The sequence below is a fragment of the Neorhizobium sp. T25_27 genome (assembly GCF_002968565.1).
In the GTDB taxonomy this organism is placed as follows: domain Bacteria; phylum Pseudomonadota; class Alphaproteobacteria; order Rhizobiales; family Rhizobiaceae; genus Neorhizobium; species Neorhizobium tomejilense.
The window spans coordinates 349,613-371,324 of the sequence record NZ_PVBJ01000002.1; the positions used below are offsets into that span (position 1 = coordinate 349,613).

The 21,712-nt window shown below is 61.8% G+C and carries 27 protein-coding genes; 10 read left to right on the forward strand and 17 right to left on the reverse strand.

The window, feature by feature from the left end; genetic code table 11:
• Positions 1-6: 6 nt before the first annotated feature.
• From C5J24_RS08485 to C5J24_RS08495, 3 genes are all read right to left on the reverse strand, one after another.
• Positions 7-237, reverse strand: a complete 231-nt coding sequence (locus C5J24_RS08485; protein WP_105417189.1) for a hypothetical protein — start codon at positions 235-237, stop codon at positions 7-9.
• A 140-nt stretch (positions 238-377) separates the two neighbouring features.
• A complete protein-coding gene (locus tag C5J24_RS08490) occupies positions 378-650 on the reverse strand; it encodes a hypothetical protein (protein ID WP_105417191.1) in 273 nt (90 codons plus the stop codon).
• Positions 651-668: 18 nt separating this feature from the next.
• Positions 669-932 carry a hypothetical protein gene (locus C5J24_RS08495; RefSeq protein ID WP_105417193.1) on the reverse strand — a complete coding sequence of 88 codons (264 nt, stop codon included), beginning with the start codon at positions 930-932 and terminating at the stop codon, positions 669-671.
• Between the two features lie 301 nt (positions 933-1,233).
• Between C5J24_RS08495 and xseA the strand changes: the two genes are divergently transcribed.
• Together xseA and C5J24_RS08505 are read left to right on the forward strand one after the other, a co-directional pair.
• Positions 1,234-2,841 carry an exodeoxyribonuclease VII large subunit gene (xseA, locus tag C5J24_RS08500; protein WP_105417195.1) on the forward strand — a complete coding sequence of 536 codons (1,608 nt, stop codon included), beginning with the start codon at positions 1,234-1,236 and terminating at the stop codon, positions 2,839-2,841.
• Entirely contained in the window at positions 2,841-3,434 is a 594-nt protein-coding gene (locus tag C5J24_RS08505) for an NAD(P)H-dependent oxidoreductase (RefSeq protein WP_105417197.1), read from the forward strand. The genes xseA and C5J24_RS08505 overlap by 1 nt, the downstream gene beginning before the upstream one ends.
• Here the strand turns inward: C5J24_RS08505 and C5J24_RS08510 are convergent, their stop codons facing one another.
• The 3 genes from C5J24_RS08510 to C5J24_RS08520 form a co-directional block, all read right to left on the reverse strand.
• Complete coding sequence (locus C5J24_RS08510; RefSeq protein WP_172723893.1) at positions 3,435-4,376, reverse strand: cyclase family protein; 942 nt, start codon at positions 4,374-4,376, stop codon at positions 3,435-3,437.
• Between the two features lie 110 nt (positions 4,377-4,486).
• Positions 4,487-4,774 carry an addiction module antidote protein gene (locus tag C5J24_RS08515; RefSeq protein ID WP_105402410.1) on the reverse strand — a complete coding sequence of 96 codons (288 nt, stop codon included), beginning with the start codon at positions 4,772-4,774 and terminating at the stop codon, positions 4,487-4,489.
• Positions 4,775-4,836: 62 nt separating this feature from the next.
• Complete coding sequence (locus C5J24_RS08520) at positions 4,837-6,090, reverse strand: aminopeptidase (RefSeq protein ID WP_105417203.1); 1,254 nt, start codon at positions 6,088-6,090, stop codon at positions 4,837-4,839.
• A 79-nt stretch (positions 6,091-6,169) separates the two neighbouring features.
• On the opposite strand from C5J24_RS08520, the gene C5J24_RS08525 reads away from it, so the two are divergent.
• Positions 6,170-6,979, forward strand: coding sequence for a hypothetical protein (locus C5J24_RS08525; RefSeq protein ID WP_172723894.1), 810 nt, complete (start codon positions 6,170-6,172; stop codon positions 6,977-6,979).
• Positions 6,980-6,997: 18 nt separating this feature from the next.
• Here the strand turns inward: C5J24_RS08525 and C5J24_RS08530 are convergent, their stop codons facing one another.
• From C5J24_RS08530 to C5J24_RS08540, 3 genes are read right to left on the reverse strand one after another with little or no spacing between them, the layout of a single operon-like run.
• Positions 6,998-7,885 (reverse strand): MBL fold metallo-hydrolase, encoded by an 888-nt coding sequence (locus tag C5J24_RS08530; protein WP_105417646.1) that lies wholly within the window; start codon positions 7,883-7,885, stop codon positions 6,998-7,000.
• An 8-nt stretch (positions 7,886-7,893) separates the two neighbouring features.
• Positions 7,894-8,367 carry a Cys-tRNA(Pro) deacylase gene (gene ybaK / locus C5J24_RS08535; RefSeq protein ID WP_046630299.1) on the reverse strand — a complete coding sequence of 158 codons (474 nt, stop codon included), beginning with the start codon at positions 8,365-8,367 and terminating at the stop codon, positions 7,894-7,896.
• Between the two features lie 15 nt (positions 8,368-8,382).
• A complete protein-coding gene (locus C5J24_RS08540) occupies positions 8,383-8,736 on the reverse strand; it encodes an ArsC family reductase (RefSeq protein WP_105417206.1) in 354 nt (117 codons plus the stop codon).
• A 174-nt stretch (positions 8,737-8,910) separates the two neighbouring features.
• On the opposite strand from C5J24_RS08540, the gene C5J24_RS31805 reads away from it, so the two are divergent.
• The gene (locus C5J24_RS31805) at positions 8,911-9,075 is read left to right on the forward strand and encodes a hypothetical protein (RefSeq protein ID WP_172723895.1); all 165 of its coding nucleotides are present in this window, start codon (positions 8,911-8,913) and stop codon (positions 9,073-9,075) included.
• A 131-nt stretch (positions 9,076-9,206) separates the two neighbouring features.
• Positions 9,207-10,649, forward strand: coding sequence for a methyl-accepting chemotaxis protein (locus C5J24_RS08545; protein ID WP_105402417.1), 1,443 nt, complete (start codon positions 9,207-9,209; stop codon positions 10,647-10,649).
• Between the two features lie 18 nt (positions 10,650-10,667).
• On the opposite strand, the gene C5J24_RS08550 is transcribed toward C5J24_RS08545, so the two are convergent.
• From C5J24_RS08550 to C5J24_RS08575, 5 genes are all read right to left on the reverse strand, one after another.
• Positions 10,668-11,150, reverse strand: coding sequence for a VOC family protein (locus C5J24_RS08550; protein ID WP_105402418.1), 483 nt, complete (start codon positions 11,148-11,150; stop codon positions 10,668-10,670).
• Between the two features lie 76 nt (positions 11,151-11,226).
• Complete coding sequence (locus C5J24_RS08555) at positions 11,227-11,886, reverse strand: 2'-5' RNA ligase family protein (protein ID WP_172723896.1); 660 nt, start codon at positions 11,884-11,886, stop codon at positions 11,227-11,229.
• Positions 11,887-11,986: 100 nt separating this feature from the next.
• Positions 11,987-12,481: a nuclear transport factor 2 family protein gene (locus C5J24_RS08560; protein WP_245446581.1), complete on the reverse strand. Its 495-nt coding sequence runs from the start codon at positions 12,479-12,481 to the stop codon at positions 11,987-11,989.
• Between the two features lie 17 nt (positions 12,482-12,498).
• Positions 12,499-13,917: a nuclear transport factor 2 family protein gene (locus tag C5J24_RS08570; RefSeq protein WP_245446583.1), complete on the reverse strand. Its 1,419-nt coding sequence runs from the start codon at positions 13,915-13,917 to the stop codon at positions 12,499-12,501.
• A 95-nt stretch (positions 13,918-14,012) separates the two neighbouring features.
• Entirely contained in the window at positions 14,013-14,765 is a 753-nt protein-coding gene (locus tag C5J24_RS08575) for a helix-turn-helix domain-containing protein (protein WP_105417210.1), read from the reverse strand.
• A gap of 172 nt (positions 14,766-14,937) precedes the next feature.
• On the opposite strand from C5J24_RS08575, the gene C5J24_RS08580 reads away from it, so the two are divergent.
• Positions 14,938-15,495, forward strand: a complete 558-nt coding sequence (locus C5J24_RS08580; protein WP_105417212.1) for a methylated-DNA--[protein]-cysteine S-methyltransferase — start codon at positions 14,938-14,940, stop codon at positions 15,493-15,495.
• A 53-nt stretch (positions 15,496-15,548) separates the two neighbouring features.
• Here the strand turns inward: C5J24_RS08580 and C5J24_RS08585 are convergent, their stop codons facing one another.
• Positions 15,549-16,160 carry a TetR/AcrR family transcriptional regulator gene (locus C5J24_RS08585; RefSeq protein WP_105417214.1) on the reverse strand — a complete coding sequence of 204 codons (612 nt, stop codon included), beginning with the start codon at positions 16,158-16,160 and terminating at the stop codon, positions 15,549-15,551.
• Positions 16,161-16,257: 97 nt separating this feature from the next.
• Here C5J24_RS08585 and C5J24_RS08590 point away from each other — a divergent pair, with 97 nt between their 5' ends.
• Both C5J24_RS08590 and C5J24_RS08595 read left to right on the forward strand, forming a co-directional pair.
• Positions 16,258-17,685 carry a coniferyl aldehyde dehydrogenase gene (locus C5J24_RS08590; RefSeq protein ID WP_105417216.1) on the forward strand — a complete coding sequence of 476 codons (1,428 nt, stop codon included), beginning with the start codon at positions 16,258-16,260 and terminating at the stop codon, positions 17,683-17,685.
• Between the two features lie 41 nt (positions 17,686-17,726).
• Positions 17,727-18,188 (forward strand): GFA family protein, encoded by a 462-nt coding sequence (locus tag C5J24_RS08595; protein ID WP_105417218.1) that lies wholly within the window; start codon positions 17,727-17,729, stop codon positions 18,186-18,188.
• 25 nt (positions 18,189-18,213) lie between these two features.
• Here C5J24_RS08595 and C5J24_RS08600 read toward each other — a convergent pair whose 3' ends face one another.
• Positions 18,214-19,110, reverse strand: a complete 897-nt coding sequence (locus C5J24_RS08600; RefSeq protein ID WP_105417220.1) for a LysR family transcriptional regulator — start codon at positions 19,108-19,110, stop codon at positions 18,214-18,216.
• A gap of 265 nt (positions 19,111-19,375) precedes the next feature.
• Between C5J24_RS08600 and C5J24_RS08605 the strand changes: the two genes are divergently transcribed.
• Complete coding sequence (locus C5J24_RS08605) at positions 19,376-20,110, forward strand: SDR family NAD(P)-dependent oxidoreductase (protein ID WP_105417222.1); 735 nt, start codon at positions 19,376-19,378, stop codon at positions 20,108-20,110.
• A gap of 118 nt (positions 20,111-20,228) precedes the next feature.
• Complete coding sequence (locus C5J24_RS08610) at positions 20,229-20,831, forward strand: NADPH-dependent F420 reductase (protein WP_105417224.1); 603 nt, start codon at positions 20,229-20,231, stop codon at positions 20,829-20,831.
• A 190-nt stretch (positions 20,832-21,021) separates the two neighbouring features.
• Here C5J24_RS08610 and C5J24_RS08615 read toward each other — a convergent pair whose 3' ends face one another.
• Positions 21,022-21,657, reverse strand: a complete 636-nt coding sequence (locus C5J24_RS08615; RefSeq protein WP_105417226.1) for an NrsF family protein — start codon at positions 21,655-21,657, stop codon at positions 21,022-21,024.
• Positions 21,658-21,712: the final 55 nt, after the last annotated feature.

Below are 21,712 nucleotides of genomic sequence, written 5' to 3' on the forward strand. Positions count from 1 at the left end.
ATTCGCCTACGCCGCGTGGCGTGTATTCAAGGCGAAAAGGCCGGTGAGGAACCCGATCAGGCCGGCATTGTAGCCGAGGATGGCAATCAGCAGATTGAAATAGGACGTGGGGCCGGGTGATATGGCGGTCGCAAGCGCAAATGTCGCGGTGATCATAACAGCGATAAAAGCAATCGAGAACGCGGACCGCATCATGCCGACGCAAATGCCAATCGATGCAGCGGTCAGGAAAAGCACTCGGATATCTCCTCATCGGCCTCAAGGGAAACGAACGTATTAGCAATCTGCTAATAAATGCTTTCGCCCCAATGCGTGGCGGGGTCAATGCACCCGACGACGATTTCGATACGATCTGATTCGTTGCAGCCAAGCCATGTTCAGTGGCTCTGGTCTTTGCCTGAAGCGCCGCGGTCCACAAGATATGGCGTCAATGAGCTTGGCAGTTCTCCTCGCCAGACAAGCCGGACGTGGTAACCGGAGACCGGACAGGTGAGCGCGACGACCTCGCCCTCGAATTCGGCCGTTTCTCCGGTCGGCTTACGGATGATACCGTCACCCGAGACGGGATCGAACGTGACGCCGATCTCGCCGAGCACGGACATTGCCTGCGGCCTGTCCTCGAAGCGGAGCAGCAGGGTTTCACACCGCATTGCCGCCCGCCGCTTTTCTCAAACGAGGCCGGCGATCGCCACCGCCGTCGTGCCGGTCGCAAACACGCGGGTCACCCGCAGCGGAAGCAGGCCGCCACCCGGTACGTTCGAGAGTGTCAGTGTCTCGCCGGACAGCATGCGGACGGACAGATGGCCGCCGGTCCCTACATAGAGCGCGCGCGTTGTCTCCGGCAGGTCTGTGCTGTCGCTGGGCGTGATCGCAAATCCGGAGGCGGCGGGGCCGGAGAGCGAGGCTTGAGTATTGGCGAAACGGTCTGGCATGGACGAAATCTCCTTGAATATCGTTCGCCTTCATTGTCGCTCTCCTCTCTCCAGCGGGGAAAATGCGAGGCTTAAAAAGCGCTGTACCGGAGTTTTTCTGTTTCTCACAGAAAAGGAAATGTGGCGTACCCGGCAAAAGAAAAGGTGCAGCGTCAAATGCTTGGCTGCCAAGGAACGAACGGCCAGGCTCCAACGCATTGTCGGGCGGGCCTTTCGAAGCGGCCGTTTGCCGGCCGCATCCTCCCCGTTTCTGCCGTCCGGGAATGGTGAAATCGCCGCGCTCTTCCTTTAGAAGAAAAGGATGACCAGTTTGCTCGACAACGATTCGCCCACGAACCTCACCGAGTTTTCGGTGTCGGAACTGTCCGGCTCGATCAAGCGCACGGTAGAGAACGCGTTCGACCATGTGCGCGTGCGCGGCGAGATCTCCGGTTATCGCGGCCAGCATTCGTCGGGCCACGCTTATTTTTCGCTGAAGGACGATCGCGCCCGGATCGACGCCGTGATCTGGAAGGGCGCCTTCCCCCGGATCAAGTTCCGCCCCGAAGAAGGGATGGAAGTGATCGCGACGGGCAAGATCACCACCTTCCCGGGCTCCTCGAAATACCAGATCGTCATCGAGAACCTGGAGCCGGCGGGTGCCGGCGCGCTGATGGCGCTGCTCGAAGAACGTCGGCGCAGGCTTGGCGCGGAGGGCCTGTTCGACCAGGCGCGCAAGCGGCAGCTGCCCTTCCTGCCGCGGGTCATCGGCGTGGTGACCTCGCCGACCGGTGCTGTCATCCGTGATATCCTGCACCGCATCGCCGACCGTTTTCCGGTGCATGTCATCGTCTGGCCGGTCAAGGTGCAGGGCGAAGGGTCTGGCGACGAGGTGGCGGCCGCGATCCGCGGTTTCAACGCGATCGTGCCTGGCGGACCAATCAGGCGGCCGGACGTGCTGATCGTCGCGCGCGGCGGCGGCAGTCTTGAAGACCTCTGGAGTTTCAATGACGAGGCGGTCGTGCGCGCCGCGGCGGACAGCCAAATCCCGCTGATATCGGCCGTCGGCCACGAGACCGATTGGACGCTGATCGACCACGCCGCCGACGTCCGTGCGCCGACGCCGACAGGTGCCGCCGAAATGGCGGTGCCGGTCAAGGCGGACATGGAAGCGCAGCTCGCCAATCTGACGGCCCGCCTGCGGGGTGCCGCCAGCCGGCAGATGGACCTGCGCCGCCAATCGGTGCGGGCGCTGGTCCGCGCGCTGCCGTCCATCGACCAGTTGCTGGCTTTGCCGCGCCGTCGTTTCGACGAGGCGGCGGCTGGTCTCGGCCGCGGGCTGGAGCGCACGACGGTGGTCAAGCGCCGCAGTTTCGAGCGGGCATCGTCGGGACTGCGTCTTGAACTTTTGACCAACCGTCTTGTCCAGCAGCGGCAATTGCTGGCCGACCGGCTGACGCGCAGCGACCGTTGCCTGGAGCGGCAATTGCTGAAGGAGAACAACCGCGTCGCCAAGGCCGGCGCTTCGCTTTCGGCGCTTCCCGCAATGCTGCTGGGTCATCTGCAGCGCGAGCGCCAACACCTCACGTCGATGGCCCGTCATGCGGATACGGCGATCTCGCACACGCTGATACGCAGCCGCGCGGCAATCACCGCACAGGATCGCGTTCTGCAATCGCTCTCCTACAAGAACGTGCTGAAGCGCGGCTTTGCCGTCGTGCGGGGTGAGGACGACCGGCCGCTGACGCGGGCCGCGGGCATCGGCGAGGGGCAGGGTATCTCCGTGGAATTCGCCGATGGACGGATTACGGCGGTGACGGGCGAGGGTGGCGATCCTGCGGTTCCGTCCGCCGTGCCGCCTCAGCCCAAAAAGCGGCCGTCGAAATCGGAGCTGGGCGGAGACGCGCCGAAACAGGGTACGCTCTTCTGATGCATGTCCTCCTGGTGCTTGCCCATCCGCTGCCGGAAAGTTTTGCGCATTCGGTTGCCCGTCTGGCGCGCGAGACCCTGGAGGCCGGCGGCCACACGGTCGATCTGCTCGATCTTTATGCGGAGAGCTTCGATCCGCGGCTGACGGAACGCGAACGGCGCGGTTATTTCGATGTGCCGTACGACACATCGGAGGTGGCGGATCTGGTGGCACGGCTGCAGAAGGCCGAGGCGCTGATATTGGTCTTCCCGCAATGGTGGTTCAACCTGCCGGCGGTGCTGAAGGGTTTCTTCGACCGGGTCTTTGCACCAGGCGTCGCCTTCCACCACGACAAGGCCGGCGGAAGGATCGTCCCGCTGCTCACCAACATCCGCCATTTCTGGGTCTTCACGACCACAGGTTCGCCCTGGTGGGTGGTGAAGTTCTACATGGGCGATCCGGTGCGCCGCCAACTCAAGCGCGGCATCGCTGTCTTCTGCAACAGGAAAGCCGAGTTCCGCATGCTGGCGCTGCACGACATGGACCGCGCCACGGCAGAAAAGCGCGGGCGGCATCTGGAGCGCGTCAAGGCCGCGCTCCAATCCTTGCGATAGTCAGCGCACCCGCATGCCGGCCTTCTCGTCGAAATGCAGCGGCTTGTCGAATCTCTGAAGTGGCGCCTCCGGCACCGAACCGATCGTCACGCCGAATTGCCAGTCCGGCGGGCATATTGCGATATAGCGGGCATACCCGCCGACACCGCCGCCGAATTTCGGGTAGCCGATTGCTACCAGCGCACCCGTTTCCGGCACCTTGTCGAGGTTCGCCACGCCTTCCGCCTGCGCGAACCCGTTGTGCATCAGCCAGTATTCGCCTTCGAGGTTCGGTGTCGTATCGGTATCGAGCGGCTCGTGGCCGTGAAACAGGATCTTTCGCTCGAGGTGCAGGAATTTCAACGCATCGAGGCTGACGCCGGGAAACGGCTTCGTCGTGGAAAGCGAGGGATCCGGCCATTTCTTGTACCAGCCGGAGCGCACGAACACGACGGAGCCTTCCGGGATCCTGCCGTTCTTCTTCTCGAAATCGGCGATGTCGGAGACCTGCAGGTGATAACCGGCATCGGTCTTCACCTTGTCCTCGATATTGATGATGACGAGGGGCCGCACGGCATAGGTGGCTGGAAGTTCGTCGATCGCCGCATACTCGGGCGCCCAATGGGCCGGCGGATCGAGCTGCGTACCGAGCTGGTCGGTGGCGAGATTGTAGGTGGATGCGGCGAAACCATGCTTCTCATAGGTGAAGGTGTCGCCCTTCTTGGCATAACTATCCAGATCGACGCCGGCCGCGGCCTGACCGAAGGCTGATTTGCCGAAGCCCGCCCATACCGGGATATTCGGCGTGATCGTGTGGGTGAGGTCCACATATTTGGCGCCCTTTAGGGTCTCGTTATAGACCTTCCAGAGACCGGGCTCCTGGGCGGAGACGCTGGTGACGGGCGCAATGGCGAGAAGTGCCGCGCCGAGCGGTGCAGCCAGACGCATAAGAGAAATGGGCATGCTGTTTCCCTCTTTTCGGATTGTCCTGATCAGCGTGAGCCGACACATCGAGCGTGCCGGCGCGTTCAGTTTCCTGCCGTAAAAGAGGGAAAGTCAACTCTGCCGGGAAATCAGGAATGGACCTTGGCGGTCAACTCGATCCCCAACGACTTCATTACCGCAATCGTCGTCTTGAGCGTCGGGTTGCCGGTTGCGCTGAAGGAACGGTAGAGCTGCTCTCGGGAAAGGCCGGTGTCCTTGGCAATCTGCATCATCCCCTTGGCACGCGCGACCACCCCCAGGGCATGCGCAATGTAGGCCGCGTCCTCCGTTTCGAAAGCTTCGGCCATAAATGCCGCAATCGCCTGATCGGAGCCCAAGTCTTCGGCTGGATCATAAGCGGTTAGTTTTTCAGCCATCACTCACTCCGTTGACCATATGTAGTTTAAAAACTACATATGGTCAACGGATCATGAGCTTATCAGGCCCACTCGCCCTTGCGCATTACCGGCACCTTCGAGCCGTCGGCGCGCAGGCCGTCGATGTCGACCTTGTCGGAGCCGATCATCCAGTCGATGTGGATCAGGCTCGAATTGCCGCCCTGGGCCTTGATCTGTTCCTGGCTGAGCGATGCGCCGTCAAGGAAGCACTTCGAGTAGCACTGGCCGAGCGCGATGTGGCAGGAGGCGTTTTCGTCGAACAGGGTGTTGTAGAACAGGATGCCGCTTTTGGAGATCGGCGAGGAATGCGGCACCAGCGCCACTTCGCCCAGCCGGCGGGCGCCCTCGTCGGTATCGAGCACCTTGTTCAGCACTTCCTCGCCCTTCGAAGCCTTCGCCTCGACGATCCGGCCGCCTTCGAACTTTACCTGGATATTGTCGATCAAGGTGCCCTGGTGCGAGAGCGGCTTGGTGCTGGAAACATGGCCTTCGACCTTCAGCGCATGCGGCGTGGTGAAGACCTCTTCGGTCGGGATGTTCGGGTTGCAGGTAATGCCGTTCTTGGCTGTCGAGGCGCCGCCATGCCATTCGTGGCCGTCGGCAAGCCCGACCGTCAGGTCGGTGCCAGGGCCGGTGAAGTGGAGTGCGGAAAAGCGCTCGCCGTTGAGCCATGTCGAGCGCTTCTTGAGATTGCCGTTGTGTTCGGCCCAGGCCGCGATCGGATCAGCGAGATCGACGCGCGAGGCTGCGAAGATCGCGTCCGCCAGCTTGCCGACTGCGACGTCTTCCGGAACGTCCGGGAATACCTGGCGTGCCCAGGAGGGGTTGGGATAGGAAACGATGTTCCAGTTGATGTCGAAATTGGCGATCTTTTCGAGCGCTGGCTTGTAGGCCATGGAATTGGCCTTGTTGGCGCGCGCCACTTTGGCGGGGTCCTGGCCGGAGAGCATCATCGGGTTGTCGCCGGAGATGGCAAGTCGCGCGGCGCCGTTGGCATAAGCCTTGGCCATGCCGTCGTAGAGCCAGTCCGACGCCTTGTCGAAGCTTGCATCGGAGGCGTATTCGTAGCGCGCGAGCGTCGTTTCTTCGTCGGAATAGAAGGTCGAGACGATGCCGGCGCCGGCGATATACGCGTGTTTGGTGAGGAGCCGCACGAGCGGCAGGGCGGCGAGCGGTGCCGTGATCACCAGATCCTGGCCCTTCTCGAGGCGCAAGCCCACCTTGATGGCGACTTCCGCCAGCTTTTCGAGCTTTTGAGGATCGACGACTGTTTGAAAATTCGGCACGATTGTCATGTTAGACCTCACCTGATTTCTGTGATCGAAGAGACTTAAAGAGGTTTGGGGCAAAATTGAAGCTGAGGGATATATGTTCATGAAAACCGCCTTGCTGTGCGCCGTCCTCTTCGGCGCCTCGGCTTCTCCTGGTCTCTCGGCCGATTTTGCGGCGACCATGTTCGATCATCAGGTGGCCATCGCATCCGATGACGATGAGGAGAAACTGACGATCGACGGCCGGCAGGTCCATTCCAACCGGTTCCTGCTGATCGACAATGTCGGTCTGGTCGCGGGTGTACCGTTCGTCGTGGTGGTGAGTTCGGACGGCGGCAACGCCTGCCCGGGTTCGCCCCTGGTCGTCTCGTTCCCGCAGGATGAGGAGCCGCGTGTCGATGAACCGATAGACGATTGCCGCGCCGCCGCCTCGATCACCATGGAGGACGATCACCTTCTGCTTGCGACGCAGGCGGTTGCCGGCCAGCCGAGCCTGCGCTGGACCTGGACGCCCGAAAAAGGTTTCGCCGAGGCCGGCAAGGTCGCCTTCCAGCCGAGCGCGACGATGGGGTGGGATGACATGAAAAAGGCGGAGCACCCGTCCGACCTCCTCGGCATCGGGCCGATTGCCGAGGCGGCAGATGCAATGCTCGGCGAGCATAAGCAGGAGTTCGAGAGTTCCATCACCGGGCCGGGCAGCGGCGCCTACAAGAACGGTTTTTATATCGGCGAGGCCTGCATGCCGCATATGTGCACCGAGGCCGAGGCATTGATCGCGGCGGATATTTCCGCCAGAAAGCTCTATCTCGCCTGGAAGCCCGAGGGGAAGAAGATCATCCTGCGTCCAGCGGTGCGCAGATGGCCGGCCCCGGCGCTCGCCGCTCTCAAGGAGTGGTCGGCAAAGTGGCCGTGACAGCGGGGCGATGCTTTTTCAACGCGACAGCGCGGCTCTGACCGCGGCGATGTTGCTGGCATGAACCTCCTCGTAGGGCGCGAAATAGAGCACGGCGCCCGAGGCGATTTCCTCCTCGACGAAGGATTTCAAGGAGGGATCGATATCCTGACCTGCGGCGATGGCGCCTGCCATGTGGCGCAGATAGGCGCGGTTGGCATCGATGAGGTCCGGCCCATAACCGCCCGACGCAATCCGCTCCGCATCGCCATGGGCCGGCAGGATTTTTGCGATCGGCCAGGAGGCCATCCGGGCGAGCTCCGCGATATGCGTGCCGATCTCGGCGGCTTCCGAAATATAGGTGACGGTGTCTTCCAGGGTGTCGCCGGCGAGCAGAAGCCGTTCGTCCGGCATCCAGACCACGTTGCCGTCGGCGCTGTGGATGGCGAAATGGTGCAGTTCGATCCGGCGGGTGCCGACCGTCAGGTCCAGCCGGCCATCGAACAGTGTGCTCGGCATGACGAGCGGCGAGATCGGTGGATTGGCGTTTTCGATCTTCTCGCCGTTCTCCTTAAGTTTTTTGGCCGTCAGCGTCAGCGCGATGATTTCGCAATCGGAAAAGATCGCGTTCCCGGCAATATGGTCCTTGTGCCAGTGACTGAGCACTACGCGGATCTTCGTGACGCCGAGCCCCTCCAGATGGGTGCGGATCGCCTTGGCGTGGTCGAGCGAGATATGCGTGTCATAGACGAGCGCCTCGCCCTGATGGACGATCGCATAGGAGGCGACGCCGAGCGAGTAGGCGCCGTCGTCCAGCCAGTTCGCGGTTTTCGCGTGCAGCCGTTTGCCGGGCACCCGCCCATCGTAATAGGCAAAGATCCCCGGATAGGGCTCGAGAATTCGAAGGGTCGAGGTCATTTCACTCATGATCGCATTCACGCCACCAGCGGCGCGGCGACCGCCTTCAGTGCATCGCGGGCGGCCTTGGGGTCGAGCCGCACCTGCAGTCCGCGCTGGCCGCCATTGATGAAGACATGCGGCTCGTCGAGCGCGGTGATCTCGATCGCGGTCGGTACGAGCTTCTTCTGGCCGAAGGGGCTGATGCCGCCGACATGATAACCGGTTGCCCGTTCCGCATCGGCGGGCTTCATCATGCTCGCGGATTTGCCACCGAATGCGGCCGCGAGCTTCTTCATCGAAACCTCGTGGTCCGACGGCACCACGACGCAGACCGCCTTGCCGTCCACCTCCGCCATCAGCGTCTTCAAGACACGGCGCGGCTCCTCGCCGATCGCCTCCGCCGCCTGCATCCCGATCCGGTCCGCATTCGGATCGTATTCATAGGTGACGGTGGCAAAGGCGACGCCTGCCTTTTCGAGCATCTGGGTAGCACGGGTTGTCTTGGACATGGATGAATCCTGGGTTCAGATACCGGCAAAAGCCTCTTCATAAACCTCCGGCTTGAAACCGACGATCAGCTTCCCGTCCGCTTCCAGCACCGGCCGCTTGATCATCGAGGGCTGGGCGAGCATCAGCGTGATCGCCTTCTCACGGTCGAGGTCTGCCTTGTCTGCTTCATCGATTTTCTTGAACGTGGTGCCGGCCCGGTTGAGCACGATCTCCCAGCCGGCGCGGTCCGTCCAGGTATCGAGATGAGCACGGTCGATGCCCTCGGCCTTGTAGTCGTGAAAAGTGTAGGTGACGCCCTTGCGGTCGAGCCAGTCGCGCGCCTTCTTCATCGTGTCGCAGTTCTTGATGCCGTAGATCGTGATTGCCATCGAAGCCTCTTCATATCGGCTCGACCGATACCAAGGGCACCCCTTGCCGTGCAAGCCTTTCGGCGTGGTTAACGGTTGTTATGTGACAGTTGCATGGCTCCCCTGTCCCGTTGTGCATTGCACAAAAACAGCACAGGCATCATATTTTAGCAGAACGAAAAAGGAGAGTTTCACATGTCCGTACAGAAAAGAATCCGTGGCAGCGCCATTGGCCGCGCCTTCGCAGTTATGAGCGCCGCAATCTCGGTTTCGGCTGCCGTGGAAAACCATCGCCGCCCGAGCAACCGCGACCTGACCACCCTCGGCATCGATCCGAAGGCTTTCGATCGTCTCGGCTGATCCGTCTTTCCCGGCCTTGCTTGGCTGGGAAGGGCTTTGCATCTCAGCCTTAAGTATAAGGCTTCGCCGAGTACCCGCGGAAACTGTCCGTTAACCATGCCATCCTATATTCTCCTAATATTCCGGGAGATGTGGATTTGGTCGGGCAGGTTGTCAGGGAAGAAGCGCCGTCGGGGCCTGTGCCTGTCGACGGCGATGTGTTGAAGCGGTCCGTCGCCAAGCTGGCGAACGAGGCTTCCGCGCTCGGCCTTCATCTGGTCGATATTGCCGGTGCTATTCAGGATACGGCTGCGCAATCCTCCGCACATGCAACATTGCTTGGTCGCCTGACGCAGTCCGCTCAATCGATCGCGGACGCCAACGGCCACGTTGCCCGCTCCCTTCAGGAATCCGACAAGCTGACGGCGAACGCGCGCAAGGTGCTCGGCGAGCAGGCTGAACAGCTTTCCGGCTCGATCACCGCGATCGATCACATGGTCCATGCGTCCCAGGAAATCGGCGCCGAGATCAAGCTGTTTTCGACGGCCCTCGGAGACGTCGGACGGTTGGCAGATGCGATCGGCATGATCGCCAGGCAGACAAACCTTCTGGCGTTGAATGCCGCGATCGAGGCGGCGCGTGCGGGCGAAGCCGGCAAGGGTTTTGCCGTGGTCGCGGCGGAGGTACGCGCGCTGTCGCTGCAAACCTCCCAGACCACGAGTTCGATCCAGGCCACGCTCGATCAGTTGAACAGCCGCATCGACAAGCTGGTAACGGCCGGCGAAGGTGCTAGCCAGTCGGCTGAGGGCGTCAAGACGACCGCGATGAAGGTTCAAGGGTCATTCAAGGGCGTCGAAGGCGTCATGACCCAGATCCTCGACAATGCGTCTTCGCTTGCCGGAACCACCGAGACCGTCGACCGGCAATGCGGCGAGTTCGCCTCGTCGATTGCTTCCGCGGCAAGCGCGATCCTGAAATCCAATGACCAGTTGCAGCAGACCTCCTCCCGCGTCGGAGAGGTAGTGACGATTTCCGAGCGGATGATCCAGACGACGGCGAGCGCCGGCATCGAGACCCCGGACACTCCCCATATCCGCGCCGTCATGGCCTATGCCGCCGAGGTTTCCTCCGCCTTCGAGGCGGGTGTAAAATCCGGCCGCATCGATCTTGGCGCATTGTTCGACCGGCAATATGTTGCGATCCCCGGTAGCGATCCTGTCCAGTACATGACGCGCTTTACGGAGTTCACCGATGCCGTGCTGCCGCCTATCCAGGAACGGGCGGCCGAAGGCGATGCGCAGGTCGCATTCTGCGCGGCCATAGATGAAAACGGCTATTTGCCGACTCACAACCGAAAATTCTCGCAGCGTCAGCGTCCGGGCGACGCGACCTGGAATACCGCCAACTGCCGCAACCGGCGCATCTTCAACGACCGCGTGGGCTTGGCGGCCGGCCGCAACAAGGAACCTTTTCTGCTGCAGACCTACCGTCGCGACATGGGCGGCGGTGAGTTTGTGCTGATGAAGGACATTTCCGCCCCGATCACCGTCAACGGGCGCCATTGGGGCGGCCTGCGTCTCGCGATCAAGGTTTGATATCGGGAGGCGGGTCGGTCATCCCGCGTAGGCCGCGTCCAACTCGGCGATATCGATCTTCTTCATCGAGAACATCGCCTGCATGACGCGATAGGCGCGGGCGCTATCGCTATCCGTCAGCATTTTCGGCATCCGGGTGTAAGTGACCTGCCAGACCAGCCCGAAACGATCCGTCAGCCAGCCGCAGGGCTGTTGCTGGCCACCCTCGACAAGCTTGTCGTAATAGTGGTCGATCTCGTTCTGCGTCTCGCAATGGACAAGGAAGGAAACCGCGCCGTTGAACTTCGCCCAAGGTCCGCCGTTGATCGCCGCGAAATTCTGACCCTCGAGCTCGAAGCCCATCGCCATCACCGAACCCTTGAGCCCGGGACCGGCATCCCCAAAACGCGAGACATCGGTGATCCTCGAGTTCTCGAATACCGAGACATAGAAATTGACCGCTTCTTCCGCGTTGTTATCGAACCAGAGATGCGGAACGATCTTATGCTTCTGGATGGCCATTGTTCTCTCCTCAAAAGGGCGACCGTCCATAGGACGCTCAGGCGCCCGCCGATCCGACTCGCCTGGCAGAATTCTTTCAGATCATCATGCGGAGCTGTTCCGGCCGCGTCGGATAGGCAGGAGCATTCGGATCGAAGCTCCATCTTCCGAATTCCTCGTGCCGCGTCTCGCCGTAATGGCTGTAGACCAGCATGAACTCGCCGGCGATCCAGGCATAATTCCGCGCGATGGGCATGGGTTCTATGCGCCCGCAGCCATAGATCAGCGTTACATGCGGAGTAGTGTCCGCCATCCAGTAGTCCGGAAGGTTGTGACGGGCGAGAGCGCGGCGCAGCATCTGCGCGAACTGGACGACCACCGGATTGCCCCTGGCGCGATAGAGGGCGAGATGACGCTTGCCTCCGAACAGGGCGCTGCTGTCGAGCGTGACCGGGACAGGTCTCGCCTGGAGGCTGGCTGCGACCATCTTGGTTGCTTCGATAAGTGGCATGGGCGGCTCTTCGAACTGTTCCATGCACAGCAGGCTCATATGGAGAAGGTTGGCGGGATAGGCATCGCGGGTATTCTCGTTCGCGGCGTGGATCATTGCGTCGCCATGCATGACGAGACCGAGGGGATTGGACGGCTTGAGCACGAACATGAGCTTGCTCTTGCGCCGGGCAGGCGGGGCCGGTTTCGAAAGCCAGCCTTCGCCAAAGGGGAGCGAAGGCTGGCCAGCGTGCTTGCGCAAGCTCATCTTGCTACCGTCATAGTAATGCGACCTCATGCCGTTGAACGAAATCTAGCGGGACTCCCTGGACGAGTAAAGAACAAATGCGGAACAATTGCAATCATGGTTAATTCGCGAGCCGGTCCGGCAACGGCTTTAGCTGATAGGCCTGCCAGAAGAAGCTGTCGGCGGCAGCCTGGTCGTAGGAGAAGTTGCGGGCTTCCTTGATCTTGCCATCCTCGATGCGGAAGGCGAGCACCCAAACCGTATCGACATTGGCGCCGTCACGGTTCGACCAGCCCCGATGCATGTCGATCACCCAGTTTTCGTCGGCCATCAGTGCGATGAGTTCGGCGCGAAAGCCGGCCTTTCCGAGCTGCTGGAAAAACGCGGCGACTTCCACCTTGCCGCGTTTCGTCCCCGCAAGCGGGTGGTGGCCCGGAATATGCCATTCGATGTCATCGGCGAAAAAGGATGCGACCCTTGTCATGTCGCCGCTGCCGTAGGCGGCATAATAGTCGGTGATGACCTTGCGGTTCTGTTCGGGGCTGGCGGCCATGGCGGGCACTCCTGAAAAGAGGGTGGCGGTGACGAGCAGCGCTCGGAAGCTGGTTTTGAACATGGGTTCCTCCTCAAGGCTCAGCGGATTTTCGGGGCGCGTTCGGCCGCACGTGCAACGAGCCCTCGGTCGCCGGTTTCGTCCGTCGCAGTCATGGTCAGCGCGGACACTTTCCAGGCGGCATTGACCTTGACGAGTTCGTACCGGTAATGGCCCGTCAGCACCCAGAGATCGGTCCCGATACGATGGGTGGCCTGGAAATCGGCCTCGGCGGTTGCTTTCGCGCCTTCAAGGCTCGTGATTGTGTGATTGGTCACGAGGTGTTGCGTCTCGTCGAAACCCGGCAGGAAACCGGACCATTGCCGGATTATGTCGTCGGCCGCCTGGGTCGTTGGCGTGCCTCCCCAAAGGCTCGTGTAATCGAGCGTCACCTCGTCTGCAAAGGCGCGGCGTACCCGGTCCCATTGATGCCGGTCGGCGCCGGCCGCGATGTCGGTGATCGTGTCCATGATCGCCGCACGGTCTTGGAGAGCGATCTGCTGAGGCGCCTTCACGCGGGTGAAATGTGCTGCCGCGGCGTCCGCTGCGATCGTCACCGGCTCCGGCCGATCGTAGAAATCGAACTGGCTGATACCGTCGGGCCAGAGCTCCGATTTTTCACCCGGTAGCAGTGCGTAAAATGCATGCGCACCTTGCGGCACGGCGGCTCCCTCCGAATGAACGATCAAGGTGGGCTTGTCGAGCTTCGCCCCGAGCGAGACGGAATCGTAGGTCAGCCACGGCTCCCAGGAGGCGAGATTGAGCCGGTTGTCATATTGCGGGATAAGGCCACGATCCGCTTCTGTATAGTAGGGGATCTGGTACATGAGCGAAGCCTGATCGGTCGTGCTGGCGGCGGTGATGATCTTTGGTTCACCACGGCTTTCGGAGGCCACCGCCTCGCGTGACGTGGCGATCAGCTTGGAGACGCTGTCTTTTCCGCCATAGACCTGCTCGACGATCTGGCGGTTGTGTAGCCATGGTGCGACCAGGGCGACGGCGGCGAAATTTGCATTGCCGGTTGCCGCCGCTGCCATGTATCCCGCCGACGCGCAGATGCCGAGCCCGTTGATGTTAACCGCGTCCACTTCCGGCAGTGTCGCCATGAACGCGGCCGCCGCAGCGATGTCGCTTGTCTTTTCTGCCGGATCCTCCTTGAAGCGAACCTGGCCGCCGGACTGTCCCCAGCCGCGGTGATCGAAGGCGAGTGCGGCAAAACCGCGTTCCGCCATTTCGCGGGCGTAGAGGCCGGACATTTGTTCCTTGATCGAGGTCCAGGCACCACTGACCACCACACCCGGACGTCTTTCTCCGGACCGGTAGTCCGGCGGCAGATAGAGCGTGCCGGCGAGCGTCGCGCCTCGGTTCTCGAAGGAAACCCTACGGGTCTGGATATCCTCCGCGATGGCGGCAGAGCCCATCACCGCGATGAAGAAGGTCGAAACAGCTGCGGCTTTCATGGCGTTTCTCCTGTCTCATGTTGAATGACGGGAGGTTGGCAGCTTTACTGCGGCGGCACAGGCGCGGTTCTTGGCGTTCGTTATGCGATTATTGCTCAATTGGCTCTGAAGGCAGCGGGCGTCGTGCCCGTCTGGCGACGGAAATGCTGGCCGAACCGCGAGACGTCTTCATAACCGACGCGGGCGGCAACGGAGGAGATCGGCAGGCGGGTGGCCTTCAGGAACAGTTTCGCCAGCTCCATCCGTTCGTGAATGACATATTGAAGCGGCGACCGGCCGAGCGCCTTGGTAAATGCCCGCACGAAATGAAAACGGCTCATTGCCGCTTCGGCTGCCATGTCTTCCAGTGACAGATTGGCCGTGAGGTTGTCGTGAATGTAGTCGAGCGCGCGGTGCAGGCGCTTGTCATCGATGCCGACAAGCCCCGGCCGGGCCGGAGCCAGGATCTGGGCGAGGTGTGCCGCGAGCGCCAATTGCATCGTCTCGCGATAGAGCGCCGACGCATGGTCGGCGACCGAGACCGTCTGATGCGCAAGCTGCGCCAGCAACGGGTCGAAGGCGCCGACGACCGGCCGGAAGTCCGAATGATGTTCGAAGCCCACTTCGGTGAGCAGGTTTTCGGGCACTTCGAGCCTCAGGAAAGACAGCGCCTCTTCGTATTCGCAGATACCCGTCGCACCGGCCGGCAGGATCCAGCCTTCGCCGGTTTTCAGCGGCACATGCTGTCGTTTGTCCGAGCCGATGGCAATCCGGTGGCGCTCCTGATCGACGAGAAAAAGCCCGAGCGCCAGGCGCGATATCGCAAAGCGTCCGCCGCCGGGAGGCGTGTGCAGCCTCTCCGCCGTCAATTGCGCTTTTCCAGCCAATGGTTGCGATCCGCTCATAGGGAAAATTTAAGGAGCGGCCCGGGAACTTCAACCAACAGTTCTGTGAGAACTTCGCCCTTGCAGGCAAGAAACGGGTTGAATCCTTGAGCCTAAGGCACGATTTTAAGATCAATCGCAATGCGGAGGTTTCCTCATGACAACGCATCAATACCTGATTTTTCAAACCGCAGCCGGCTTCTGCGGCATCGCCTGGAATGAGGTCGGTATCACTCGTTTCCAACTGCCCACCAAAAGCGCGGATTCGACCGAGAAGCTGCTGCTGCGCCGGCTGCCTGAAGCCGAGCCGGGCACGCCGCCGGCCGAGGTTCTGGAGGCTGTCGACGCCGTGAAGCGTTATTTTGCGGGCGAGGAAGTCGATTTCTCGAAGGTCAAACTTGATCTCGGAGGCCAGGACGATTTCTTCAAGCAGAGCTATGCCGCCGCCCGCCGGATCGGCTGGGGGCATACGACGACCTATGGCGCGATCGCCAAGGAACTCGGCGCCGGTCCTGAAGCCGCTCGCGATGTCGGCCAGGCGATGGCGAAAAACCCCGTGGCGCTGATCATCCCATGCCACCGCGTGCTTGCCGCCGGCGGCAAGATCGGCGGGTTCTCGGCTCCGGGTGGCTCGACGTCGAAGACCCGCATGCTGGAACTCGAAGGCGTGCGCCTGGCGCCGCCGGAGCCGGCACAGCAATCCCTGGGGTTCTGAAACCCTAAACGACAAGACAACAGGCACCTCTCCGCGACGGCGCCCAGTTCGTGTCACGTTGCTGGGCTCCCCAGCCCCTCCACCAGCGCGCTCAAGGCCGCATCCAAGGGGGCCGATCCCACCTTCTCGGGCACCAACAGCCCATCGATCGCAAGCATGGTCAAGCCGTGGATGAGCCCCCAGCCGGCTGCCGCCTGACCTTCTATGGGCCGCTTGCGAATGCTGCCCGCGGCTTGGCCGAGCCGGAGGATTTCGCGGAGAATGTCGAATACCGCCAGCGCCCGCTCATTGAGATGCATTCCCACCGCTTTTCCCTCCTCCGCGCTAAACATCAGGCGGTAGAGAGCCGGGTTCTCCGTTCCGAACGCGAGGTAGGCCCGAGCTATCGGAGTGATTTCGTCGCGCAGAGTTTCGGGCGCTTCAGGCTTCGCAGCCGACAGGGATTCGCGCAGCCGGTCGAACCCGATCATTGCGAGTTCTGCAAGCAGCGCGGCCTTGTCGGGGAAGTGCTTGTAAGGCGCCGCGTGGCTTACGCCAGCCCGGCGGGCGACTTCCCGCAGTGTGAACTGCCAGCCCTTCTCCTCGGCAAGCATATCCAACGCCGTCTCGATAACCGCACGACGGAGATCACCGTGGTGATAGGGGCGGCTGGGTGTGTCCTGCATGGTTCCTCTAAGTTTCCCGTGCTTACATTGTTGACAGTGACTACTTAAGCGCCTATGTCAATGGCATAAGTTTCCCCTGTCTACATTGGAGTGGGTCATGAACGCAACCGCAAATACCACCGACGCTGATCGGCTAGGCACTCTCCTGGCCGCCCAGCGTACTGCGTTCCTGCGTGACGGAGCGCCCTCGCTGGCGCAGCGACGCGCTGATCTGGTTAGGTTCAGGGCCACCTTAATTGGGCACCGCAAGGCGATCGAAGATGCCATCAATGCCGATTTCGGGCATCGCTCGAGATATGAGACGGCGATCATGGAGGTTGGAGGGGTCGCCGAGGGCACGAAATATCTGATCCGCAACCTTCGCAAATTCATGGCGCCGACCCGCCGCCACGTTGCTCTGCACATGCGGATGGGCGAGGCCCGGATCGAATATCAGCCGCTTGGCGTCGTCGGCGTAATGTCGCCGTGGAACTATCCGGTGAACCTCGCGCTGATGCCGGCCGCAACCGCGATCGCGGCCGGAAACCGGGTGATGCTGAAACCCTCGGAGTTCACGCCCGCTACTAACACGCTACTCGCAAAAATGTTCGGCGAGATATTCTCCGAGGATCAGTTCGCGATCGTGACCGGTGATGCGACTGTCGGGGCCGCATTCACGGCCCTGCCGTTCGACCATCTCGTCTTCACCGGCAGCACCGCAGTGGGGCGGGCGGTGATGAAGGCTGCCAGCGACAACCTTGTCCCGGTCACCCTCGAACTGGGAGGCAAATCGCCGGTCATCGTCGCCAAAGGCCATTCCCTCGACCAGGCGGCGGCGTCCATTGCTTTCGGCAAGCTGCTCAACGCCGGCCAGACGTGCATCGCTCCCGATTATGCACTCGTCCACGAAGACGACGTCGACTCGTTCGTCGGCGCGTATGACCGGAAAGTGGCATCCTTCTATGCGGACGGGCCGACGAGTGAACACTATACTTCCATCATCAACGAGCGGCACCATGCCCGACTCCGGAGCCTTCTGGAGGATGCGAGCGCCGAGGGAGCGCGGATCGTCGAAGTCGGCAACCGGCCCGGCGATGCATCCCGTCGCCCCAACACGCTGGCGCCAACCGTCGTGCTCGGCGTCACGGACACCATGCGCATCGCTCATGAGGAGATCTTCGGCCCGGTCCTGCCGATCTTTCCCTACCGCGACATCGGCGATGCGATTGCCTATGTGAATGCCCGGGCTCGGCCGCTCGCGCTCTACTATTTCGGTGCCGACGATCAAGACCGACGCATGGTGCTGAGCCGGACAACCTCAGGCAACGTCACTACCAACGGAACGATCATGCACATCGCCCAGGATGACTTGCCCTTCGGCGGTGTCGGCCCCAGCGGCATGGGCGCTTACCATGGCGTCGAGGGCTTCCGCACGCTCAGCCATGCCAAGGGGATTTACGAGCAGGGTCGCTGGAACCTCTCAAACCTGCTCCACGCCCCGTTCAGGCAGCCGATCGATATCATCCTCAACATGATGCTTCGGTGACCGGCATGCCGTCATTCAATCAAGCCCCGGAGCATCAGCACATGACCACCCACACGTCGTTGTCGCTACGCGGCTCATGCGAATGCGGCGCCTGCTCGTTCGAGGTGCACACGTTGCCGAAAGCCAGGTTCCGGTGCCACTGCCTGATCTGCCAGGGGTTCAACGATAAGCCCTTCGCGGATGTGGTCGCTGTTCGTGCCAGTAACGTAGTGCTGAAAAACGTCGCCAATATCTCATTCAGGAAATACCGTTCACCGCCCAACTTCAATCGCGGGGTCTGCCGGACGTGCGGCAAGCCCGTTGTGGAGGTTGCGGGCGCCGGGCCGTTCAAGGTGATGTTCATCCCGGCCAGCAATTTCGAGCCTGAGGCCCGTCTGCCGCCAGTTAGGATGGATATATTCTATCACCGTCGGGTGCTGGACATGCCCGATAGCTTGCCCAAGTACAGTGGCTATTTCGCGAGCGAGCTCGCAGTCGGGAAAATGATCATCAGTGGCTTGTAGCGGGCCGCCGGCGACCTGCCGGGCGTCAGTCGCGCGATATGGACAGCCCCGCGAGAAGCGGAGCGTGCGCGGCGAGCCTGCGGGATACGAACTCCGTGAAGAGTTGCACGCGCTTCGTCTTGCGTGTCTCCCCCTGTGTGAGAAGCCAGAGCGTTCCGTACATGTGCAGGTCGGTGCCCGGCACCCTCACCAGGTGGGGGTCGGCATCTCCGACGAAGCACGGCAGCGTCGTGATCCCAAGCCCTTGCCGTACAGCAACGACCTGCGCCTCTGCGTCCGTGGTCCTGAATGGAACCCCAGTGGTTCGAACCTCACCCTCGCTGGCCCAATCCGGAATTCCATGAATGCTGATGACGATCCACCGGATGGGATCAGGCGCGCCTGCGCGCCATGCGGCCAGTCGATCGCGGGACATGTAGACGCCGCCGAACACCTCCGGTCCCTTCAAGCCGTGAAGATTGAGTGGCAGGGTCTTCCGGTCGTAGACGACGCGGATCGCCACGTCGGCCTCTCGGTTGGTCAGATTTGCCAGATCGCCGGACGACAGGATTTCCATCTCGATGTCCGGATGCAGACGCGCGAAATCGGCGAAGTCCGGCATGAGCAGGTGTGTCGCAAGCGGCGGAGCCAACGTCACCCGTAGAAGCCCGCGTACGCTCTGGTCACGCCCGAAGATGCGCGTCTCCAGTTGGTGCGACGACGCTTCCATCTGGTTAGCGAGCTCGAGGACCTCCTCTCCCGCAGCCGTCATGCGGTAGCCCGAAGGCAGCTTTTGGAACATCTGCGCCCCGAGGCGTTCCTCGAACTGTGCGATGCGTCGCAGCACGGTCGAGTGATTGACCCCGAGGCCTTCGGCGGCAGCCCGCACTGAGCCTCCGCGCGCCACGGCAAGAAAGTACCGAATGTCATCCCAGTCGATCATGGTGCAATCCGGCACCGCGCGGTGCGTTTTCCCAAAGTCCCTATCCGACGCTTCGTACAGCAATGCGGGCGGCTATCATAGCTATTGTCGATCAGCACGGCCCAGTTCCGAACGGCGGACATTGATCGTCGCGGCTGGCGTCAGTCTTCCAGCCGGATCGATTTTGCACCACCGATGTGCGCGCTTCCACACTCAGAAACTGATGCTGGCAAACCTATTTCGAGGGTCTCGGGGGGCGTCCCCGAACGACCAAAGGATGCATGACATGAACAGACTGAATGGAAAAACCGCCGTGATCACCGGCGGCGCTACCGGCATCGGCCTCGCCGCTGCAAAGCGCTTCATCGAGGAGGGCGCCTTCGTCTTCATCTTCGGCCGCCGGCAGGAAGCGCTCGACGCGGCTCTGGCCAACCTCGGTCCCAACGCCCGCGCGGTGAAGGGCTCGGTCTCCGATCAGGCCGACCTCGACCGGCTCTACGCCGCGGTGAAGGCCGAGCGAGGAAGCCTCGATATCGTCTTCGCCAATGCCGGGGCGGGAAGCCTCCTCGCGCTCGGCAAGATCACCGCCGAGCACATTGACGAAATCTTCGACACCAATGTGAAGGGTACGATCTTCACGGTCCAGAAGGCGCTGCCGCTGATGAGCGAAGGCGGTTCGATCATCCTGACCGGATCGAGCGCCGGCACCACGGGCGCCCCGGCATTCAGCGCCTACAGCGCCAGTAAGGCGGCAGTGCGCAACCTCGCGCGGAGCTGGGCGGAGGACCTGAAGGGCACCGGCATCCGGGTAAATGTATTGTCGCCTGGGGCGACGGCGACCGAACTCGCGAGGGAAGCGCTAGGCGAGGAGGGCCAGAAGGTCTTCGCCTCGATGACCCCGCTCCAGCGCATGGCCGATCCGTCGGAGGTTGGGGCGGTGGCCGCCTTTCTCGCTTCGTCTGACAGCAGCTTCATGACCGCTAGCGAGGTCGCCGTTGACGGCGGCATTGCGCAACTCTGACGCACCTACGCTCTGCGGGGCTCCATTCGATTATAGGGAGCACCGCATGGCTCGGCAAATAGCCCGGCGCCGTTGAGGGCCGGGGAATCAATGTCAACACAACATCGGAGAAAACACTATGAGCTATGCGATTGTAGGCTTCGGCAAGGTGGGCCAGGCTCTCGCCCACGCCTTCGCCCGTAAAAACATCGAGGTGGCCGTCGCGAGCCGCCGGCCGCCCGAGGCGTTAGCGCCGCAGGCTCGGGCGATCGGACTTAACGTCGTCGCCAAATCGCGGCGGGATGCGCTCAACTCCGACACGATCATCCTGGCGGTCCCGTTCGGGGAGCATCGCGAGGTTGCGAAGGCCCTGCCGAGCTGGGAAGGCAAGACAGTCATCGACGCGACGAACACGTTTGGAGTTCCTCCTGAAGAGCTGGACGGCCTGCCGTCTTCCGCCTTCGTCGCGAAGTCGTTCACCGGCGCCAGGTTCGTGAAAGGCTTCAATCACCTGATCGCAGCCACCCTGGCTACCGATCCGGTCGTCGAGGGCGGCCACCGGGTCGTCTTTCTGTCTGGTGACGACGAGGACGCGATCGCTCCCGTGGCGGATTTGGCCAAACAGCTCGGGTTTGCACCCGTCAAGCTCGGAAAGCTCAACGAGGGTGGCGCGCTGGTGCATGCACGCGGCCGCACATGGGGCCGGCTCATCTTCCAGGATTTGTTCAAGAAGGAGCAGTGATCGATCTACGACCGTGTGATCGACGTCAAAAATCGGTCGCGCGCGGCTGAAAAGTTGTAGACGGCTTCTCGCGAATGGCTTCATAAACAGGAGCGGCTAAAGCTGTCAGCTCGCAATCAGCGATCCTGATCCAGTCGATTGTGCACTACAAACGCCAATAGAGCCGGCATTGCGAACTGCTTCGTCGCAGCTACCATCTTAGAAAGCGTCGGCCCGCAAAATACCCCGCGACAGCCACAATGAGTATGGCGATTGGATACCAGGTTGCGACGAACAACGGACTGTCGTCGGGGCAATTGGAGGCATAAAGCGTGGCGGCAATACCGGCAGATGCCAACGCCGCGATTGCCCCAGCTTGACCGGGGTGATCCGGCGCGCCATGGCGCATTACCAGAAAGAGGAACATGGTCGGCGCTAACGAGAGGATCGGGATGACCGTCAGGCAATGCAACGCATTGTGGCCCAACAGTCTGGTTCCCCAAAGATCGGCCGGGGTGACGACCATTTCGATGGTAGCGGCGGCGATCAACAGCGCTGGTGCCAGCAGAAGCAACCAGCGCCGCGCCGTTGCGCTCTCCCCTGGACGGATAAGGCTCTCCATCAGCGATGCCGCCACAAAAAACAGCGCCAAGGTGGCAATGAACTTGAATGCGAAGCGCGCAGTCAGGATGGCTTGAGCAAAATCAGGTCGAACACCCAGGACCGAAAAGAACACCAATCCCGCCACCAATGCGCCAGCTGCTGTCGCCCGAGCAAGCGCCCTCGAGAGGTTGACGGGCCGCCGTGTGTCCTCCGATATCAGATTGATCAGGTCTTCCGTGTTCACTTAAATACTCCGTCTGCGGCTGGCCTGACGAGGACGGTCCCGTTTTGTCAAGCGA

What these genes read in the sequence shown, in the direction of transcription:
- C5J24_RS08490 (WP_105417191.1), bottom strand. Translation starts at nt 650, where the DNA reads ATGCGGTGTGAAACCCTGCTGCTCCGCTTCGAGGACAGGCCGCAGGCA.
- C5J24_RS08495 (WP_105417193.1), bottom strand. Translation starts at nt 932, where the DNA reads ATGCCAGACCGTTTCGCCAATACTCAAGCCTCGCTCTCCGGCCCCGCC.
- xseA (WP_105417195.1), top strand. Translation starts at nt 1,234, where the DNA reads ATGACCAGTTTGCTCGACAACGATTCGCCCACGAACCTCACCGAGTTT.
- C5J24_RS08505 (WP_105417197.1), top strand. Translation starts at nt 2,841, where the DNA reads ATGCATGTCCTCCTGGTGCTTGCCCATCCGCTGCCGGAAAGTTTTGCG.
- C5J24_RS08510 (WP_172723893.1), bottom strand. Translation starts at nt 4,376, where the DNA reads ATGCCCATTTCTCTTATGCGTCTGGCTGCACCGCTCGGCGCGGCACTT.
- C5J24_RS08515 (WP_105402410.1), bottom strand. Translation starts at nt 4,774, where the DNA reads ATGGCTGAAAAACTAACCGCTTATGATCCAGCCGAAGACTTGGGCTCC.
- C5J24_RS08520 (WP_105417203.1), bottom strand. Translation starts at nt 6,090, where the DNA reads ATGACAATCGTGCCGAATTTTCAAACAGTCGTCGATCCTCAAAAGCTC.
- C5J24_RS08525 (WP_172723894.1), top strand. Translation starts at nt 6,170, where the DNA reads ATGAAAACCGCCTTGCTGTGCGCCGTCCTCTTCGGCGCCTCGGCTTCT.
- C5J24_RS08530 (WP_105417646.1), bottom strand. Translation starts at nt 7,885, where the DNA reads ATGAGTGAAATGACCTCGACCCTTCGAATTCTCGAGCCCTATCCGGGG.
- ybaK (WP_046630299.1), bottom strand. Translation starts at nt 8,367, where the DNA reads ATGTCCAAGACAACCCGTGCTACCCAGATGCTCGAAAAGGCAGGCGTC.
- C5J24_RS08540 (WP_105417206.1), bottom strand. Translation starts at nt 8,736, where the DNA reads ATGGCAATCACGATCTACGGCATCAAGAACTGCGACACGATGAAGAAG.
- C5J24_RS31805 (WP_172723895.1), top strand. Translation starts at nt 8,911, where the DNA reads ATGTCCGTACAGAAAAGAATCCGTGGCAGCGCCATTGGCCGCGCCTTC.
- C5J24_RS08550 (WP_105402418.1), bottom strand. Translation starts at nt 11,150, where the DNA reads ATGGCCATCCAGAAGCATAAGATCGTTCCGCATCTCTGGTTCGATAAC.
- C5J24_RS08555 (WP_172723896.1), bottom strand. Translation starts at nt 11,886, where the DNA reads ATGAGCTTGCGCAAGCACGCTGGCCAGCCTTCGCTCCCCTTTGGCGAA.
- C5J24_RS08560 (WP_245446581.1), bottom strand. Translation starts at nt 12,481, where the DNA reads ATGTTCAAAACCAGCTTCCGAGCGCTGCTCGTCACCGCCACCCTCTTT.
- C5J24_RS08570 (WP_245446583.1), bottom strand. Translation starts at nt 13,917, where the DNA reads ATGAAAGCCGCAGCTGTTTCGACCTTCTTCATCGCGGTGATGGGCTCT.
- C5J24_RS08580 (WP_105417212.1), top strand. Translation starts at nt 14,938, where the DNA reads ATGACAACGCATCAATACCTGATTTTTCAAACCGCAGCCGGCTTCTGC.
- C5J24_RS08585 (WP_105417214.1), bottom strand. Translation starts at nt 16,160, where the DNA reads ATGCAGGACACACCCAGCCGCCCCTATCACCACGGTGATCTCCGTCGT.
- C5J24_RS08590 (WP_105417216.1), top strand. Translation starts at nt 16,258, where the DNA reads ATGAACGCAACCGCAAATACCACCGACGCTGATCGGCTAGGCACTCTC.
- C5J24_RS08595 (WP_105417218.1), top strand. Translation starts at nt 17,727, where the DNA reads ATGACCACCCACACGTCGTTGTCGCTACGCGGCTCATGCGAATGCGGC.
- C5J24_RS08600 (WP_105417220.1), bottom strand. Translation starts at nt 19,110, where the DNA reads ATGATCGACTGGGATGACATTCGGTACTTTCTTGCCGTGGCGCGCGGA.
- C5J24_RS08605 (WP_105417222.1), top strand. Translation starts at nt 19,376, where the DNA reads ATGAACAGACTGAATGGAAAAACCGCCGTGATCACCGGCGGCGCTACC.
- C5J24_RS08610 (WP_105417224.1), top strand. Translation starts at nt 20,229, where the DNA reads ATGAGCTATGCGATTGTAGGCTTCGGCAAGGTGGGCCAGGCTCTCGCC.